Origin of the sequence: Pseudomonas sichuanensis, assembly GCF_024749065.1 — a bacterium.
GTDB lineage: Bacteria > Pseudomonadota > Gammaproteobacteria > Pseudomonadales > Pseudomonadaceae > Aquipseudomonas > Aquipseudomonas sichuanensis.
In genome coordinates this window covers 2,160,160-2,177,190 of sequence record NZ_CP087185.1, presented here as the reverse complement: position 1 = coordinate 2,177,190, position 17,031 = coordinate 2,160,160, and the positions used below count along the sequence as shown (strand labels likewise).

Annotated in this window: 15 protein-coding genes; 7 read left to right on the top strand and 8 right to left on the bottom strand. The window is 65.8% G+C overall.

Annotated elements, in window-relative coordinates:
- Window positions 1–10: 10 nt before the first annotated feature.
- The 3 genes from LOY51_RS10165 to LOY51_RS10155 are packed head-to-tail and all read left to right on the top strand — an operon-like array spanning window position 11 to window position 4,389.
- Window positions 11–1,618, top strand: a complete 1,608-nt coding sequence (locus LOY51_RS10165) for a carboxyl transferase domain-containing protein (RefSeq protein ID WP_125463523.1) — start codon at window positions 11–13, stop codon at window positions 1,616–1,618.
- Between the two features lie 3 nt (window positions 1,619–1,621).
- Window positions 1,622–2,437 (top strand): gamma-carboxygeranoyl-CoA hydratase, encoded by an 816-nt coding sequence (locus LOY51_RS10160; protein WP_125858160.1) that lies wholly within the window; start codon window positions 1,622–1,624, stop codon window positions 2,435–2,437.
- Entirely contained in the window at window positions 2,434–4,389 is a 1,956-nt protein-coding gene (locus tag LOY51_RS10155; protein WP_258646025.1) for an acetyl/propionyl/methylcrotonyl-CoA carboxylase subunit alpha, read from the top strand. The genes LOY51_RS10160 and LOY51_RS10155 overlap by 4 nt, the downstream gene beginning before the upstream one ends.
- A 355-nt stretch (window positions 4,390–4,744) precedes the next feature.
- On the opposite strand, the gene LOY51_RS10150 is transcribed toward LOY51_RS10155, so the two are convergent.
- Window positions 4,745–5,398, bottom strand: coding sequence for a LexA family protein (locus LOY51_RS10150; RefSeq protein ID WP_258646022.1), 654 nt, complete (start codon window positions 5,396–5,398; stop codon window positions 4,745–4,747).
- Between the two features lie 130 nt (window positions 5,399–5,528).
- Between LOY51_RS10150 and LOY51_RS10145 the strand changes: the two genes are divergently transcribed.
- The 3 genes from LOY51_RS10145 (at window position 5,529) to LOY51_RS10135 (ending at window position 8,053) form a co-directional block, all read left to right on the top strand.
- Window positions 5,529–5,843 carry a DUF6124 family protein gene (locus LOY51_RS10145; RefSeq protein WP_125463519.1) on the top strand — a complete coding sequence of 105 codons (315 nt, stop codon included), beginning with the start codon at window positions 5,529–5,531 and terminating at the stop codon, window positions 5,841–5,843.
- Window positions 5,844–6,276: 433 nt separating this feature from the next.
- On the top strand, window positions 6,277–6,792 hold the full coding sequence (locus LOY51_RS10140; protein WP_258646019.1) for a DUF4880 domain-containing protein: 516 nt from the start codon (window positions 6,277–6,279) through the stop codon (window positions 6,790–6,792).
- A gap of 112 nt (window positions 6,793–6,904) precedes the next feature.
- Window positions 6,905–8,053: a M14 family metallopeptidase gene (locus tag LOY51_RS10135; protein ID WP_258646017.1), complete on the top strand. Its 1,149-nt coding sequence runs from the start codon at window positions 6,905–6,907 to the stop codon at window positions 8,051–8,053.
- Between the two features lie 125 nt (window positions 8,054–8,178).
- On the opposite strand, the gene LOY51_RS10130 is transcribed toward LOY51_RS10135, so the two are convergent.
- From LOY51_RS10130 to LOY51_RS10100, 7 genes are all read right to left on the bottom strand, one after another.
- Window positions 8,179–9,111: a Csu type fimbrial protein gene (locus LOY51_RS10130; protein WP_125861279.1), complete on the bottom strand. Its 933-nt coding sequence runs from the start codon at window positions 9,109–9,111 to the stop codon at window positions 8,179–8,181.
- Between the two features lie 38 nt (window positions 9,112–9,149).
- Window positions 9,150–11,477 (bottom strand): fimbria/pilus outer membrane usher protein, encoded by a 2,328-nt coding sequence (locus tag LOY51_RS10125; protein WP_374046946.1) that lies wholly within the window; start codon window positions 11,475–11,477, stop codon window positions 9,150–9,152.
- Between the two features lie 74 nt (window positions 11,478–11,551).
- The gene (locus LOY51_RS10120) at window positions 11,552–12,325 is read right to left on the bottom strand and encodes a fimbrial biogenesis chaperone (protein WP_190306047.1); all 774 of its coding nucleotides are present in this window, start codon (window positions 12,323–12,325) and stop codon (window positions 11,552–11,554) included.
- A 40-nt stretch (window positions 12,326–12,365) separates the two neighbouring features.
- Window positions 12,366–12,869: a Csu type fimbrial protein gene (locus LOY51_RS10115; RefSeq protein WP_125858156.1), complete on the bottom strand. Its 504-nt coding sequence runs from the start codon at window positions 12,867–12,869 to the stop codon at window positions 12,366–12,368.
- Window positions 12,870–12,872: 3 nt separating this feature from the next.
- Entirely contained in the window at window positions 12,873–13,406 is a 534-nt protein-coding gene (locus LOY51_RS10110) for a Csu type fimbrial protein (protein WP_125858155.1), read from the bottom strand.
- 17 nt (window positions 13,407–13,423) lie between these two features.
- Window positions 13,424–13,957 (bottom strand): Csu type fimbrial protein, encoded by a 534-nt coding sequence (locus tag LOY51_RS10105; RefSeq protein WP_125466171.1) that lies wholly within the window; start codon window positions 13,955–13,957, stop codon window positions 13,424–13,426.
- A 29-nt stretch (window positions 13,958–13,986) separates the two neighbouring features.
- On the bottom strand, window positions 13,987–14,511 hold the full coding sequence (locus LOY51_RS10100) for a Csu type fimbrial protein (protein WP_374046919.1): 525 nt from the start codon (window positions 14,509–14,511) through the stop codon (window positions 13,987–13,989).
- 263 nt (window positions 14,512–14,774) lie between these two features.
- Between LOY51_RS10100 and LOY51_RS10095 the strand changes: the two genes are divergently transcribed.
- On the top strand, window positions 14,775–17,021 hold the full coding sequence (locus tag LOY51_RS10095) for an ATP-binding protein (RefSeq protein ID WP_258646015.1): 2,247 nt from the start codon (window positions 14,775–14,777) through the stop codon (window positions 17,019–17,021).
- Window positions 17,022–17,031 lie beyond the last annotated feature (10 nt).

The following is a 17,031-nucleotide window of genomic DNA, read 5'->3' as shown; positions in this document are numbered from 1 at the left end:
GCGAGGAGTCATGATGATCCTGAAGTCACAGTTGAACGTTAAGTCACCAGAGTTCGCGCAGAGCCGGGCCGCCATGGCGGCGCAGGTCCAGGCCCTGCGCGGCCTGCTCGCCCAAGTCAGTCAAGGCGGCGGGCCCAAGGCCCAGCAGCGGCATACCTCACGGGGCAAGCTGCTGCCGCGCGAGCGGATCGACCGCCTGCTCGACCCGGGTTCGGCGTTCCTCGAGATTGGCCAGCTGGCCGCCCATGAGGTGTACGGCGAGGACGTACCCGCCGCTGGCGTGATCGCCGGTATCGGCCGCGTCGAGGGCGTGGAGTGCATGATCGTGGCCAACGACGCCACGGTCAAAGGCGGCTCCTACTACCCGCTGACGGTGAAGAAGCACCTGCGCGCCCAGACCATCGCCCTGCAGAACCGCCTGCCGTGCATCTACCTGGTGGACTCCGGCGGCGCCAACCTGCCACGCCAGGACGAAGTGTTCCCCGACCGCGAGCACTTCGGGCGGATCTTCTTCAACCAGGCCAACATGAGCGCGCTGGGCATCCCGCAGATCGCCGTGGTGATGGGCTCGTGCACCGCCGGTGGCGCCTATGTGCCGGCCATGGCCGACGAGGCGATCATGGTGCGCCAGCAGGCGACCATCTTCCTGGCCGGCCCGCCCTTGGTGAAAGCGGCGACCGGTGAGGTGGTCAGCGCCGAGGACCTCGGCGGCGCCGACGTGCACTGTCGCACCAGCGGCGTGGCCGACCACTATGCCGACAACGATGAACACGCCCTGGCCATCGCCCGGCGCAGCGTGGCCAACCTCAACTGGCACAAGCTCGGCAAGCTGCAATGCCAGGCACCGATTGCACCGCTGTATGGCGCCGAAGAGTTGTATGGCGTGGTACCGGCCGATGCCAAGCAACCATTCGATGTGCGCGAGGTGATTGCGCGCCTGGTCGATGGTTCGGTGTTCGATGAGTTCAAGGCGCTGTTCGGCACCACCCTGGTCTGTGGTTTTGCCCACCTGCACGGCTACCCGGTGGCGATCCTGGCCAACAACGGCATCCTGTTCGCCGAAGCCGCGCAAAAAGGCGCGCACTTCATCGAGCTGGCCTGCCAGCGCGGCATCCCGCTGCTGTTCCTGCAGAACATCACCGGCTTCATGGTCGGCAAGAAATACGAAGAAGGCGGCATCGCCAAGCACGGCGCCAAACTGGTAACCGCAGTGGCCTGCGCCCAGGTGCCGAAGTTCACGGTGATCATCGGCGGCAGCTTCGGTGCCGGCAACTACGGCATGTGCGGCCGCGCCTACGACCCGCGCTTTTTGTGGATGTGGCCCAATGCGCGGATCGGCGTGATGGGTGCCGAACAGGCGGCCGGCGTGCTGGCCCAGGTCAAGCGCGAGCAGAGCGAGCGCAGCGGCGAAGTGTTCAGCCTGGAAGACGAGAAGAAGCTCAAGCAGCCGATCCTCGACCAGTACGAGCACCAGGGGCACCCCTACTACTCCAGCGCCCGGCTGTGGGACGACGGCGTCATCGACCCGGCGCAGACCCGCGACGTGCTCGGCCTGGCGCTGTCTGCCGCGCTGAACGCCCCGATCGAACAGAGCCGCTTCGGCATTTTCCGGATGTGACCCATGACCGATTTCGCCACTATCGAGCTGGAACACGACCCCCGCGGCTTCACCACCCTGTGGCTGAGCCGGGAAGACAAGAACAACGCCTTCAACGCCCAGATGATCCGCGAGCTGATCGTCGCGCTGGACCGGCTGGCCGAAGACGGCAGCCTGCGCTTCCTGCTGCTGCGTGGCCGTGGCCGGCATTTCAGCGCCGGCGCCGACCTGGCCTGGATGCAGCAGTCGGCGCAACTGGACTTCAATACCAACCTCGATGACGCCCATGAGCTGGGCGAGCTGATGTATGCCCTGCACCGCCTCAAGGCCCCGACCCTGGCCGTGGTGCAAGGCGCGGCCTTTGGTGGCGCGCTGGGCTTGATCAGTTGCTGCGATATGGCCATCGGCACCGAAGACGCGCAGCTGTGCCTGTCGGAAGTGCGCATCGGCCTTGCCCCGGCGGTGATCAGCCCGTTCGTGGTCAAGGCCATCGGCGAGCGCGCCGCGCGCCGCTATGCCCTCACCGCCGAGCGCTTCAGCGGTGTACGTGCCCGTGAATTGGGCCTGCTGGCCGAGGTGTACCCGGCCGGCGAACTGGACGCCCAGGTCGAAGCCTGGGTGGACAACCTGCTGCACAACAGCCCCCAGGCCCTGCGCGCCACCAAGGACCTGTTGCGCGAAGTGGACGACGGCGAGCTGAGCCCGGCCCTGCGCCGCTACTGCGAAAACACCATCGCCCGTATCCGCGTAAGCGCCGAAGGCCAGGAGGGCCTGCGCGCCTTCCTGGAAAAACGCCGCCCCGCCTGGCAAACCGAACAGAAGAAGGAACCGCGCCCATGAGCCGTCCCACGTTGACCACCCTGCTGGTCGCCAACCGCGGCGAGATCGCCTGCCGGGTGATGCGCACCGCCAAGGCCCTGGGCCTGACCACCGTGGCCGTGCACAGCGCCACCGACCGTGACGCCCGCCACAGCCGCGAAGCCGACATCCGCGTCGACCTGGGCGGCAGCAAGGCCGCCGACAGCTACCTGGTGATCGACAAGCTGATCGCCGCGGCCAAGGCCAGCGGCGCCCAGGCCATCCACCCCGGCTATGGTTTTTTATCGGAGAACGCCGGCTTCGCCCGCGCCATCGAACAGGCCGGGCTGATCTTCCTCGGCCCACCGGCCAGCGCCATCGACGCCATGGGCAGCAAGTCGGCGGCCAAGGCGCTGATGGAGGCTGCCGGCGTGCCGCTGGTACCGGGTTACCACGGTGAAGCGCAGGATATCGACACCTTCCGCGCCGCCGCCGAACGCATTGGCTATCCGGTGCTGCTCAAGGCCAGCGCCGGCGGTGGTGGCAAGGGCATGAAGGTGGTCGAGGAGGAAAGCCAGCTGGCCGACGCCCTGGCCTCGGCCCAGCGTGAGGCACAGTCGTCGTTCGGCGATGCGCGCATGCTGGTGGAAAAATACGTGCTCAAGCCGCGCCACGTGGAGATCCAGGTGTTCGCCGACCAGCACGGCAATTGCCTGTACCTGAACGAGCGCGACTGCTCGATCCAGCGTCGCCACCAGAAGGTCGTGGAGGAAGCGCCAGCCCCGGGCCTGTCCCCGCAACTGCGCCAGGCCATGGGCCAGGCGGCGGTGCGCGCGGCCCAGGCCATCGGCTACGTGGGTGCCGGTACCGTGGAGTTCCTGCTCGACGCCCGTGGCGAGTTCTTCTTCATGGAGATGAACACCCGCCTGCAGGTGGAGCACCCGGTCACCGAGGCCATCACCGGCCTGGATCTGGTGGCCTGGCAGATTCGCGTCGCCTGTGGCGAAGCGCTGCCGATCACCCAGGAGCAGGTACCGCTGCTCGGCCATGCGATCGAAGTGCGGCTGTACGCCGAGGATCCGGCCAACGAATTCCTGCCGGCCACCGGCACCCTGGCGCTGTACCGCGAGTCGGCGCCGGGTGAAGGGCGGCGGGTGGACAGCGGGGTCAGCGAGGGCGATGTGGTGTCGCCGTTCTACGACCCGATGCTGGGCAAGCTGATTGCCTGGGGCCAGGACCGCGAGCAAGCGCGCCTGCGGCTGCTGGCGATGCTCGATGAGTTCGCCATCGGTGGCCTGAAGACCAACATCGCCTTCCTGCGCCGCATCCTCGCCCACCCGGCGTTTGCCGCGGCGGAGCTGGACACAGGGTTTATCCCACGTCACCAGGACGTCCTGCTGCCAGCGGTCGAAGCCCTGCCCGCGCCGTTCTGGGAAGCTGCCGCCGAAGCCTGGCTACAAAGCGCGCCGGCCCTGCAACGCGAGGACGACCCGGCCTCGCCGTGGGCCGCCCACGAGGGGCTGCGCCTGGGTCTGCCAGCGCGTAGCAGCCTGCATTTGCAGTGTGAGGGGCATGAGCAGGCGGTCACCCTGGAGCGCACTGCGCCGTCTGCCTACCAGCTCGTTGGCGAACAGCTGTGCCACGACCAGGACGGCATCCGTCGTCGCCATCTGGCCGTGCGCCGGGGCGGCACCCTGTACCTGCAATGGCACGGCGAGCTGCATGCGGTCAGCGTGCATGACCCGATTGCCGCTGCTGAAGCCAGCCATGGTCATCAGGGTGGCCTGGGTGCGCCAATGAACGGCAGCATCGTGCGTGTGCTGGTCGAGCCGGGGCAGGTGGTGGAGGCCGGCACCGCGCTGGTGGTGCTTGAAGCCATGAAGATGGAGCACAGCATTCGCGCGCCCCATGGCGGGACGGTGAAGGCGTTGTTCTGCCAGGAAGGGGATATGGTCAGCGAGGGGACAGTGCTGGTGGAGTTGGAGGGGGCGTAACGGCGGCAATGTGCTCGCCGAGAGAGCTTTAGCGCCTATGAGATCGAGCGCCGCCCGCGCGGCGCATCGCGGGGCAAGCCCGCTCCCACATCTGTTTCGGGCCAGTCTTTCCTGTGCCACTACCTGATCCGCCTTGTTGGTATGACGCGGTTCTGGCGTGGTCGCTGACGCTGCTTCACATGACTCAAGACATGCACCAAGGCGGGCAGCGGTACTTTCACAGGACTAATTGGCCCGAAACAAATGTGGGAGCGGGCTTGCCCCGCGATGCGCCGCGCGGGCGGCGCTCGATCTCAAGAGCGCTGCAAGGCTACCGCCTGGCACCTCGCAGCCCCAACGCGGTCCCCGAGCAAACCTAGAGCACCCCGTGCATCCGCACCACAACACCCAAAAACTCGCACCCCTCCTCGCACAGCACGGTGGGATACAAGGTATTCAGCGGCCTGAGCATCCGCTGCCCGCCCTCCTCGATCAACTCCCGCAGCACCGCCGGCTTGCCCGGTTGCCGGGCCACCACCAGCCTGCCTGGCGCAACCTCGATCCCGGCATCCACCAAAACCAGCACCCCCTGCGGCAAGCTCCTGCCACGGGTGGCGTTCATCGAGTCATTCTCCACCGGTAACCAGAACGCATTGCCGGCAGGCATATAGCCAGTCAGTTCCTGGGTTTCACTGGACTCGGGCAATGGCCCCTGCAGCTCGGCCCAGCTCAACACCGGGAAGCGGAAACTGGCATGGCGCAGTGCGTTCACCGGCAACGGCCGGTCCACCGCATAAACGCCTCGGCTTTCGCGGGTGATACTCCGTTCGACCACCATCACCCTGGCCTCCAGAGACACCAGCCCAAGCTGCTCCAGCTTCTCGTTGACGGTCTCCAGGGTCGGCCGGCGCGTGCCACGCAACCAATGGCCGAGACCGCCCTGGGTCATCCCTAAGCGTTCGGCCAGTTGATATTGCTTGAGGTTGTGCTCGCGCTTGTAGCGCGAGAGAAATTCGATCCAGTTTTCCATGGTTGTGAACGATACGGACTGGATGAATGGCTTCAATACACATCCTGAATTATCTTAACAGATATCAATAATACAGAATGACCTAACATCATTCGCTCATTGTCCTGGAACGGATTTCATAGGTGCAGTCATGAGCAATTCGAAAAAAGAAGAAACAGATCTCGACGAAGAGGCCGCCCGCCGCGCCCTCGACTTCTACCTCAACCCCACCCCTACCCCGTCGGAACTGCAGCGCCCACTGTGGACCCTGCGCGAAGGCGTCACCGGCGAGCAAGCAAACGAACACGCCATGGCCCTGCTGCGCTGCGCGGCAGCCACCGCACAGGAAACGGGCGCCCATCTGCAGGGCACGACACGGGATGTGGTATTTGCCCTGATGCACATGGTCAACATGGCGCGGGCCCTGCTGGAACAGCGCAAAACCACGGAACAAGGGGCGATATAGAAGGGAGAACGTGACAGCCGACGAACGGCAAAAGCCCCGATTGCCGGGGACGAGGAGCGCGTCAGGAAGATTTTTTTACCGATAGCTGGAAAAATCATTTGACTGGCAAATGATAACCATTATTATTGCGCTCAGCAGGTCGCGAGACCCGCTGGATAACCTGCAACGTCCTCAGGTCGGACGCTCAGATTATCTCCTCATCAGGCTAATCACGGTTTTTGACCCGGCTTTTTGCCGGGTCATTTTTTTTGGCTCTTCAGGCTAATGAAGATCGTTAATGCCGGCGATGATAGCAAAACTGTGTCAGGACGTGAACGCTCATTACAAATCTTTGCCGAATCAGCACTTGAGAATCAATCTCGTTAAGCTTAAGCTGATCTCGCGTCAAGGAAGATGCCCCCCACCCCCTCCCCCAATGAGCAAGGAGCTGTTCATGACCCGCTTGCTACTGCCCCTTGAGCATGACCCTCAAATCGCCAAGCAGCATGATCAGGACAACCTGATGCATGCGCTCAAGCGCCTGCCGCGCCGGGTGCAGCAAGTCTTTCTGCTCAACCGTCTCGACCAGCTGGGCTTCGCCGCCATCGCCGAACGCCTCGACCTGCCCTTGATCAGCATCGAGCGCCACATGAACCAGGCCCTGCAGACCACCCGCGCACAAGGCGATGCCGTGGCCAGCCTTGCCGGGCAATGGTATGTGCGCCTGCAAAGCCCTGAAGTGACCGCCAGCGAACGCATCGACTTCCGCCGCTGGCTGGATGCGGCCCCCGAACATCTGCACGCCTTCCAGCAAACCGAACTGCGCTGGCGCAGCCTGCTCGCGCCGGCACGCCAACTGGGTGACGACGGCTGGTATCGGCAAGGGCGCGCCGCATTGTCGTTGGGTGGGTGTTCGATTGCCGTCGGGCTGGGTGTCGCCGCACTGGTGGCACTGGGTTTGTGGGCCTGAAGGCTTCGCGATCCTAAAGGGATCGCTCAGCCCGTGAGAGCATTCGCTGCACAATGCCGCCACCATGCGGTGTACAGTACCGTCACAACAACGCCAAGACAGGAGCCTGGCAATGACCGTGACGCTGTCCCCGCTGCAGATCGACTGCGACTTCGACTCCGGCAACATCCTGGTGCTGGACGCCAGCAACCCCGCGCAGGTCCGCCTGAACATTCGCCCGGACACCAACAGTGGCCACTTCCAGTGGTTCCACTTCAAGGTCAGCGGCCTCACCCCTGGCCAGGTCCATCGCTTCAGCCTGGATAACGCTGCCGAGTCCTCCTACAAGAATGCCTGGACCGGTTACCACGCCGTGGCCTCCTACGACCAGCAGACCTGGTTCCGCGTACCAAGCCAGTTTGACGGCAAGGCACTGAGCTTCGAATTGAAGGCCGAGCAAAGTCAGGTGTGGTTCGCCTACTTCGAACCCTACACCCGCGCCCGCCACAACCAACTGATCGAACGTGCCCAGCAGATCCCCGGCGTAACGCTGCTGGCCAACGGGCGCAGCGTGCAGGGCCGTGACATCCCGCTGCTGCGTGCAGGCGACGGCGCCGTCGGCAAGCGCAAGCTGTGGATCATCGCCCAACAGCACCCGGGCGAGCACATGGCCGAATGGTTCATGGAAGGCGTGATCGATCGCCTGCAGGCCAACGATGAAGTCATCCAGCAATTGCTGACCAAGGCCGACCTGTACCTGATCCCCAACATGAACCCGGACGGCGCCTTCCTCGGCCACCTGCGCACCAACTTCAAGGGCAAAGACCTCAACCGCGCCTGGCAGGACGCCAGTGTCGAACTGAGCCCCGAGGTGTTCTTCGCCCAGAGCCAGATGAAACTGCATGGCGTGGACGCCTTCGTCGATGCCCATGGCGACGAGGAAATCCCCCACGTATTCACCGCTGCCTGCGAGGGCAACCCGGGTTACACGCCGCGTATCGCCAAGCTGGAAGAGCAGTTCCGCAGCACGCTGTGCAGCCTGACGCCAGACTTCCAAACCAAGTACGGCTACACCCGCGACGAACCCGGCCAGGCCAACATGACCTTGGCTTGCAACGCCGTGGGCCAAGCCTATGACTGCCTGTCGCTGACCCTGGAGATGCCGTTCAAGGACCACGACGATGCGCCGAATCCGCGTACCGGCTGGTCCGGCGAGCGGTCGAAGGCACTGGCGGGCGCGGTGCTGGAGACGCTACTGAAGATGGTCGACGATCTGCGCTGAACCACCGTGGGAGCGGGCTTGCCCCGCGATTGGCGCCAGGTCAGGCAACGATGCCAGGTATTCTGACGCCAATCGCGGGGCAAGTCGCAGCGGCGCACCGCCGCTCCCACGATCCCCCGGCCGGCTTAGAACTGCACATCCAGGATCACATTGTCGAGATAGCTCCCCGCCGGCGGCGTGGCCTGGTCGGTATACACCTTGGCGTTGTAGTTGAACGTCTGGCTGCCCGTGCCGGTGCCATTGCCGGGATTCACATCGGCATCGCTGCTTGAGCGCCGCGCCGACGACAGCACCCCCCAGCGCACGCTGCCACCACTTTTGAAGATGTCGTAGGCCAGGTAGTTGCCGGCGCTGGATTTCATCCGCCGTCGCCCGCCCGCCACGTTCTGCCCGTCATCCAGCCCCACCGTGTAGCTGCTGCCCTTGGTGCACGACAGGCTGATGTTCTGGTTCACCGTACCGAACCCGGCCACCACCGGCGCGCTGGCGAAGCTGATGTTGGGGCTGGTGATCTGGCAGTCGTTGCTGACCGTGAGGGTGACGGTGAGGGTCTGGTTGCCGCTGCCGATATCCCGCCCCAGCACACAGGCGCCCAAGGCGCCGACGCCCGCGCAGTAGTTCCAGCTCCAGGCGATGTTCAGCGTTTCCTGGTACAAGCCTGCCGCCACGTTGGCGCCGATCACGGTCTTGAGGTACAGCGGCACGCTCTTGGGCGTGGTGCCATTGAGCAGCCCCAAGGCGTCGATGATGCCGTTACGGGCGAAATCGAACTGCACACCACGGCTGATCGGGTAGCTCGTGGTGGCGTTGGCGTACAGCGTGTAGGGGATCACGTCGCCCGTCGGCCCTACCAGCCCGCTGGTGCTGGAGGTGATGGTGGCATAGAAGTGATCGTTGGTAGCCAGCAGCGACAGCAACGAGCCGGTGCACTGCAACCCAGCGTTGCTGGATGAAGCGCTCTGTATCGTGGTGCGCACCAGGGTCGAATTGATCGTGCCGAATGCCGCCGGCGCCGTCGCCACCGAGGAGCACAGGGCCCAGGCCGCGCCCGGCAGCATCCAACCGGCCAGCAACCACAGGCAACGCGCCGCCGCCCTCACTGGCACACCAGCGGGCCGATCAGCGGGATCGGCCCCTCCCCGTCGGGCAGTTCGAACGCGACCTGGCATTGCCCGCCATCGGCCTTGCTCACCTGCAGATGATTGCTCGGCGACAGGTTCTCCAGGTACACCAGGCCATCCCAGCCCACCACCGCTTCGGCGCCACTTTCCCGGTGCAACACCCGGCTGCCCAGCTTGAGTTCCTGCTGGTTGCCGTCGACCAGCACCAGGCTCGCCGCCAGCACGCGCTTGAGCGGGAACTCCAGCAGGTAGCCGCTGCCGCGGCGCACCGCCACGCGTTGCTCCACCTCCGGCGCCAGCACATCGGCTGGCAGCTCCATCGGGTCGATCTCGTATTTACCGCGGTAGTAGCCGCTGCTGTAAGGCACCAGCAAGTGACCGTTGCGGTCGGTTCGGCCAATTTCCTGGTTTTCGTAACGCACCGGCACATCGGCATAACCGTTGGTGCTGACCACCACGAATGCGTCGTCGATGCGGTTGGCGGCGAACAGCCCGGCATCCATCAGCACCACCGAGCCGCTGGCGTCAGCCCAACGGGTCATCTGCTCGGGGTTGCCATACAGCCCGGCCTGCAACTGCACCGACTGCAGCCGCCAAGTCAGGTCGGCCTGACGATAGTCACCGCTGGTACCGCCCGTGGCATAGCCCAGGTTGTAGCCGACGCCACCGCCCACCGGCACCGCGCGGCTGTAGTTGACCCGTTGCAGGTCCTGGCCGTCCTTGCTGCGCTCGGCGCTGAAGGCCAGGGTGCCGTGCAGGTCGAAGGGGATCACCAGTTGCGCCTGCACCGCCCACTGGCTGTCGCCGACATCGCGGTTGGCCGACAGGTAGAGGCTGCTGTTACCCCACAACGGCTTGCTCCAGCTCAGGTTGATCAGCCGGGTGCGCGTGCCATCACCGGCACGTATGTCGAAATAGCCGGCGCCCAGGCTGCCGTAGCTGTCCAGGTTGAGGCTCACGGTGGCCTGTTCGCTGCGTCGGCTCAGCCGGGTGTAGGGGTTGTCCACCAGCGACAGGTCGGCATAGTCGCCATGGCGCTCGATGCGCTGGTAGTTGAAGCCCAGCCGGCGGCTGTTGTACTGGTAGCCCAGCGCCACCTGCTGGCCAGTGTCGCCGTCGAAACGGCTCTGGGCCACGGCGGCGTTGAGTACCCCGAAGGTGCCCAGTTGCAGGTTGCCGCCCAGGCCGCCAAGCATCATCGACGCGGCGGTTTCGGCATGGGTCTCGACGGTGAAGTAGTCAGACAGGCCATGGCGCAGGCTCGCCGAGGCGACGCCCGGCCCATAGGCAAAATCGCGGACGGCGTAATCGCGGCGCAGGCTGCCGGCGGCCACCGAATAATCGGTCAGGCCTTTGGCCAACAGGCTGCTGGTGACATAGAACGGCAAGGTGGTCGATACCTGCCGGCCCAGGGCATCGGTGGTCACCACCACCGCCTCGCCGGCGCCGTTGATGAACGGCACATTGGTCAGGGTGTAAGGGCCCGGCTGCAGCTCGGTGGTACTGCTCTTGTAGCCGTTGATGAACAGGTCCAGCGAGGTGGGCACCGCCGCCTCACCGGCAAAGGCCGGCAGCGGGTAGGTGACCAGGTCGGGACGCGCCCCGAAGTCGCGGGACAGCTGCAAGCCACCGATACGCACCGAGGTACTCCAGGGCAAGGCGCCGGTGACCAGGTCGCCGGCTTCATAGGTCAGCAGCCGCTGCTCGTCGGTGTAACGGAAGGTGGTGTCGTAGCGCAAAAAGCCCTGGCGGGTATCGCTTTGCGCACCGTTGAAGGCCTGGCGCCACTGCCCGGTGGTGGACAACGTGCCCCAATCGTCGAACAGGCGCAGCTCGTTCCAGGCGGCCAGATAAGTGCCACCGTCATCGGTGTCGTTGAGGTAGGCGTCGTAGTTGAACAAGGCACCGAAGCTGGTGCGGGTATCGCTGGCCGGGTACAGGCTGCGCCCGCCCACCTGCTGGTCGGGCAGCCAGGCCGCTGGCACTTGCAGCAGCAGGCGCTGGTTCTGGCTGTCGTAGTCGGTGTGCAAGCCGGCAATGGCGTCCAGCGCCACCTCGCCCTGGGGCTCGCCGGGCAGCTTGATGCCGGCCGCGCGCAACACCTCGCTGTCCAGGTACAGGCGCCCGGCGCGCTGCTGCACCGGCACCAGCTCAGCCTTGCCCACCTGGTTCACCAACAGGTCGAGGTACAGCGTGGCATCGGTGATGGCGGCCTGCTCGGTGGGTGGCGGCGGCAATTCGTCGGCCACGCCCACACCGGGCACCAGTACCGCCAGGCCCAGCCACACACGGTGCGCTGCCACCCGCACCCAACTCACGCACGATGTCCAACCATTGTCGGGTCCTCCCTGGCCCCTGTCGTTCGTTCAATGCCGCGTCACTGCCCTTGCCGGATGGCTTGCGCAACCTCCTGACCGTTGACCCGCCCCTTGAGCACACTGGCCGCACCGGGTGCGGCCGGCACCGGCCAGCGCATGCTCGCACCCGGCAGCACATACCCCAGCAGCCCCTCGACCAGGGGTTTGTCCTGCCCGCCTTGCTGCAACACCACATCGGTGAGCCGGGCGTGCACCGGGCCGGTGTTGCGCAGTTCGACATAGGGCTTGCCCTGCACCGTCACCGCGCGCCAGCTCAGTTGCGGCTTGCCCACGCCCTCGGCACTGCGCTTGCCGTCCGGGTCGGGCTTGCCCCACAGCCCTTCGCCATAGACGAACAACGGCACCGAATAGCGCATCTGCAGGCGGATTGCCGCCTTCGGCCCGTCGCTGGCGGTGTCGGCCGGCATCGGCGACGGGATTTCGTCGATGATGATGCGGTAGGCCTGCTCCTGGCCGACCGGCGAACTGCCGGTGCGGGTCAGGCGAATCAGTTGCTTCTGCCCCGGCGCAATGTTGGCCACCGGCGGGCTGCCGATGATTTCGCGCTGGGCCTGGAACTGCTCCTGGTACTCCCCCTGGCGCCAGGCGAATACCCGGACCTGCAGGCTGGCCGGCGCCGTGCCACGGTTTTCCAGCCACAGCGCGCCAGCCTTCTGCTCGGCCTCCAGCACCGGGTCGATCGGCCAGATCAGCACCGACGTCGCCGCCATGGCCTGGGTACCGGCCAGCAGCATCCCGAATAGCGTTTGCGCCAGTTTCGCGCTTGCCCCCATGCCCCTCTCCTTCTGCATCCAATGGTTCACGGCGCCGGCTTCACCAGCTCACCGTCACTTGCACCACGTCGGTATAGGTCCCCGCCGGCAGGGTGCCGGGCAAGGTGGTACGGCCGTAGACCGGTAACTTGATCGCCGTCGGGTCGCTGTAGCTCACGGTGACGCTGCTGCCGATGGCCAGGCTCTGGCTGAAGGCGGCGTCGCGGAACAGCTGGTAGGCCAGCAGCTGGCTGCCGCCGCTGCGCTTGAGGTTGCGGGTGCCGCTGGCGCTGTTCTGGCCGCCGTCCAGGCTCATGCTCATGGCCACCCCGGGGGTGCACTGGAAGGTCACCGTGGTGCCGCCGAGCGAAGTGCTCAAGGTGGCCGTGGACAATGCCGAACTGGTGCCGAAGTCCAGCACGCCATAGGTAGTCACCCCGCCAACCACCAGGCAGCCGGCAACGATCTGCGCGCTCACCTGAAAGGTGCTGCCGGTCGCGGCCAGCGCGCCTTGCGCCAGCAGCAGGCCCAGCCCGACAACCGGCAGCCGCCATGCGCCTGGCATGGCTCAGAAGCTCAGCTCGACCGCCACCGTGTCGGTGTATACCCCAGCCGGCAGGCCCGCCTTGCCGCGTGCCTGGCCATACAGGTTGACGGTCTGCGCCACGCCAGTGCTGGTCGGCAGGGTGATGGTGCCGTCGATGGCCAGCGGGGTCGTGTGCCCGGCGTCGGTGTAGAAGTCATAGGGCACGAAGTTGCCGGAGCCATCGGCCAGCGCGCGGGTACCACCGGCTGACTGCCCGTCATGGGAGCCGCCGCGCACCTTGATCACCGGTATGGTGCCCGAAGAGCAGAGGATGCTCATGGCGCCACCGCCGCCACCGAGCACTTGCCCGTTGGCTGTGGTGAACAGCGAATCCTGGGTGCCGAAATTGAGGTTGCCGAAGTTCAGCCCCGAAGTGCCGCCGGTGCCGTTGACCTGGCAGGCAGCGGTCAGCGTCAGGGTCGAGTTGATGGTGCCGGTAACCGTGGCCGCCTGGGCCTGGGCTGTCAGCGCCAGGCCAAGGCCGACGAGGATGCAGCGGGTCATGTGCTTGGGCATGAGGGTCTCCTTGCGTGTTACCAGTCCAGTGTCACCCTGAGGGTGTCGCGATACAGCCCGGCAGGCAGCGCGCGCGGTTGCGCGACCACCACGCCGTAGATAGGCACGGGCACCTGCTGCGTGCCGCTGATGGTGAAGGTACGGGCCTGCCCGACCACATAGCGGCCGTTGCCGCTTGGGTCGACCGCCAGTTGGTAGGGGATCAGTTCACGGCCATTGCTCAGCCGGCGCACGCCGTCGCTGCCATTGAGCCCGCCATTGATCCGCACGCTGAAGGCACGCACCTGCGGCGAGCAACTGATCTGCAGGCTGCCCTCGCCGCCCGCCTCGTCCACCCGGCTGGTCAGCGCCTGGTCCCAGGTCGGGCCGCGGGCGCCGAAGTCGATCAGCCCGGGGTTACCCAGCGACGCCGGCTGCTGGCCGCTGTCGATCTGGCAGGCCGCACTGATCACCAGGCGGGCCTGGATGAAGCCGGTGCTGGTGCCATGGGCGGCGCCACTGGGCAGCAACAGCGGGCCGAGGGTGAGCAGCAGTAGCGAAGTGCGTTGCAGCGCGTCCTTGTGCATGGTGGCGTGGCTCCTCACCAGGTGACCGTGACTTTGAGCAGGTCGGCGTACAGGCCTGCGCGCGGCACCCAGGCCAGGGTGTCGATCCGCGCAAACAGGGGCAACTCCACCGAGCCGCTGCCCGGCACCCGCGCCGACTGCGCCACCCCCACCTCGAGCGGCTCGCGCCAGGCGGCGTCGCGGAACAAGCGATAAGGGATCGGCTTGGCCTGGCGGTCGTCGCTGGCCAGGTAACGCAGCGCACCGGTACCGCCATGCTGGCCGCCATCGACGCGCACTTGATAAGGGGTGTCAGGATTGCACTCCAGCCGCGGCGGGCGCTGACTGAACAATGCGCCACTCAAGGGCGCGCCCGGCCCGTCCAGCCGGGCCGCGCTACCCAGGTCGATCACCCCGAGGACCTGGGCACCTGCCTCGCGCTGCTGGCCGACCAGCATGCAGCCGCGTTGCACGCGCACCTGCACGTCCACGAGAAACTCTGCAGCCACGGCACTGCCGCTCAACCACAGGCCCAACAGCGCGGCCATAAAGCGTTGCATCAGCGGTCGATCCTTGTCTGGAAGGGTTGAGCTTGAGCGTAGCAGCGCGATCGGATCCGAACAGCCGTGGGATCCCTCTCTTTGGCATTAATGAAAAGGGCTGGCAACGCGCGGGAAACACGCAACAACCTCTGCGGAAATTCACCTTGACCGCAGGGGGCATCAATACATCCCACACCCCAAAACACCTTGTTCCGACAAAAACAGCCAGCCTTCTGTTACCGTCATGCCTCATGCATGGACGGAACCAGCAGGAGATAACTTTGAGCACTACCGCCAACCCGCTCGACCAAGCCATCGAGCGTTGCGCCGAGGAGCCGATCCAGGTGCCTGGCAGCATCCAGCCCCAGGGTTTTCTGCTGGTACTGGACGAACATGACCTGCGCATCCTGCAGGCCAGCGAAAACATCGACCAATGGCTGGGCATGTCAGCCAGCGAACTGCTTGGCCAGGCCCTGCCCGCGCTGCTCGACAGTACCTTCGACCTGCGTGGCCAGCTGGGCCGCCTGCCCGTCGACGAGGTCTTCCCCTTTCATGTCGGTGACGTGCGCCTGCACGCGCAAGCGCCCTGCCAGGCCACACTGCGGATACTGGCCCACCGCCACGACCAGGTACTCATCCTCGAATTCGAAACCTGTCGCGAAACGGATGCCCAGCAAGGCGACTACTACCCGCTGGTACGTGCCTTCATCAGCACCCTGCACCAGGCCACCAGCATCGAAGAACTGCTGCAGCGATCGGCGCGGCAGATCAAGCGCATCACCGGCTTCGGCCGGGTCAAGGCCTACCGTTTCGATGCCCAGGGCATCGGCACGGTGCTCGCCGAAGACGCCGACCCCGGCTACCCGCGCTATCTGGGCCTGTGCTTCCCGGCCTCGGACATCCCCCGCCAGGCCCGCGAGCTGTACCGCATCAACCGCATCCGGGTGATCGAGGACGCCGACTACCAGCCCTCCCCGCTGCTGCCTGCCGCCAACCCGCGCACCGGCAGGGCCCTGGACATGAGCTTCGCGGCATTGCGCAGCGTCTCGCCGGTGCACCTGCAGTACATGCGCAACATGGGCACCCAGGCCTCGATGTCGCTGTCGATCGTGGTCGATGGCCAGCTCTGGGGCCTGATCTCCTGCCACCACGACCAACCCCGCGCAGTAGGCTTCCAGACCCGCACCGCCTGCGAGCTGCTGGCCAATGTGCTGTCGCTGCAGATCGAAGCCCACGAAAAGCATGCCAGCACGCGTCGGCTGCTCGACCTGCGCCAGCACATCGTGCGCATGCTTGCGTCGATGGCCGACCACGACAGCGTCAGCGCAGGCTTGCTGGCCCTGCCCGAGGTGATGCTGCAGTTTGCCGGGGCCTCGGGGGCGGCGATCATCAGCGCCGAGCGCTGCGACCTGATTGGCAAAACGCCGCCGGCGGCGCAGGTCAATGCCCTGGTGCGCTGGCTGGCCGAGCGTGGCGACGAGACGCTGTTCCACACCGACAACGCACGCCGCGACGTCGAGGGGCTACCAGAGCTGGCCGAGCATGCCGCCGGCGTGCTGGCGGTGGCCATCTCGCAGCTGCATTCGCACTACCTGCTGTGGTTCCGCCCCGAACAGGCACACACGGTGAACTGGGCCGGGCGCCCGGATAAACAGGCAGGCCCGCTGGGCAACCTCAACCCGCGGCACAGTTTCGACTGCTGGCAGCAGGAGGTCCGTGACTTCAGTGCCGCCTGGGACCCACTGATCATCGAAGGCGTGACCGAACTGCGCGGCGCGGTGCTGGGTATTGTCCTGCGCAAGGCCGAGGAGCTGGCGCAACTGGCAGGCGAGCTGAAGCGTTCGAACCAGGAACTCGAGGCGTTCTCCTACAGCGTGTCCCATGACTTGCGCGCACCGCTGCGGCATATCGCCGGCTACAGCGAGTTGTTGGGCGAGATCGAAGGCGGTCAGTTGACCGAGCGTGGCAAGCGCTTCCTCAGCCATATCGAGGAAGCCGCGCAATTTGCCGGCACCCTGGTCGACAACCTGCTCAACTTCTCGCAGATGGGCCGCTCGGCGCTGCGTCTGTGCGATGTCGACTTGAATGCGCTGGTCGAGATAATCCGCACGGAGTTGGCACCGGACTACGCCGGGCGGACGATCACCTGGGCGGTGGCACCGCTGCCCAAGGTGATCGCCGACCCGGCGTTCATCAACATGGTCCTGCACAACCTGATCGCCAACGCCATCAAGTACAGCCGTGGCCGCGAATCCGCCCATATCGAGATCGGCGCCGTGCGCCACCGCCACGAAACCGAGGTGTACGTGCGCGATAACGGGGTAGGCTTCGACATGGCCTACGTCGACAAGCTGTTCGGCGTGTTCCAGCGCCTGCACCGCATGGAGGAGTTCGAAGGCACCGGGATCGGCCTGGCCAGCGTGCGGCGAATCATCGAGCGCCACGATGGCCGGGTGTGGGCCAACGGCCAGCCCGACCAGGGCGCCAGCTTCCACTTCACCCTGCCCCACCAACCGACGACTGCCTGAGGCCGCTGAC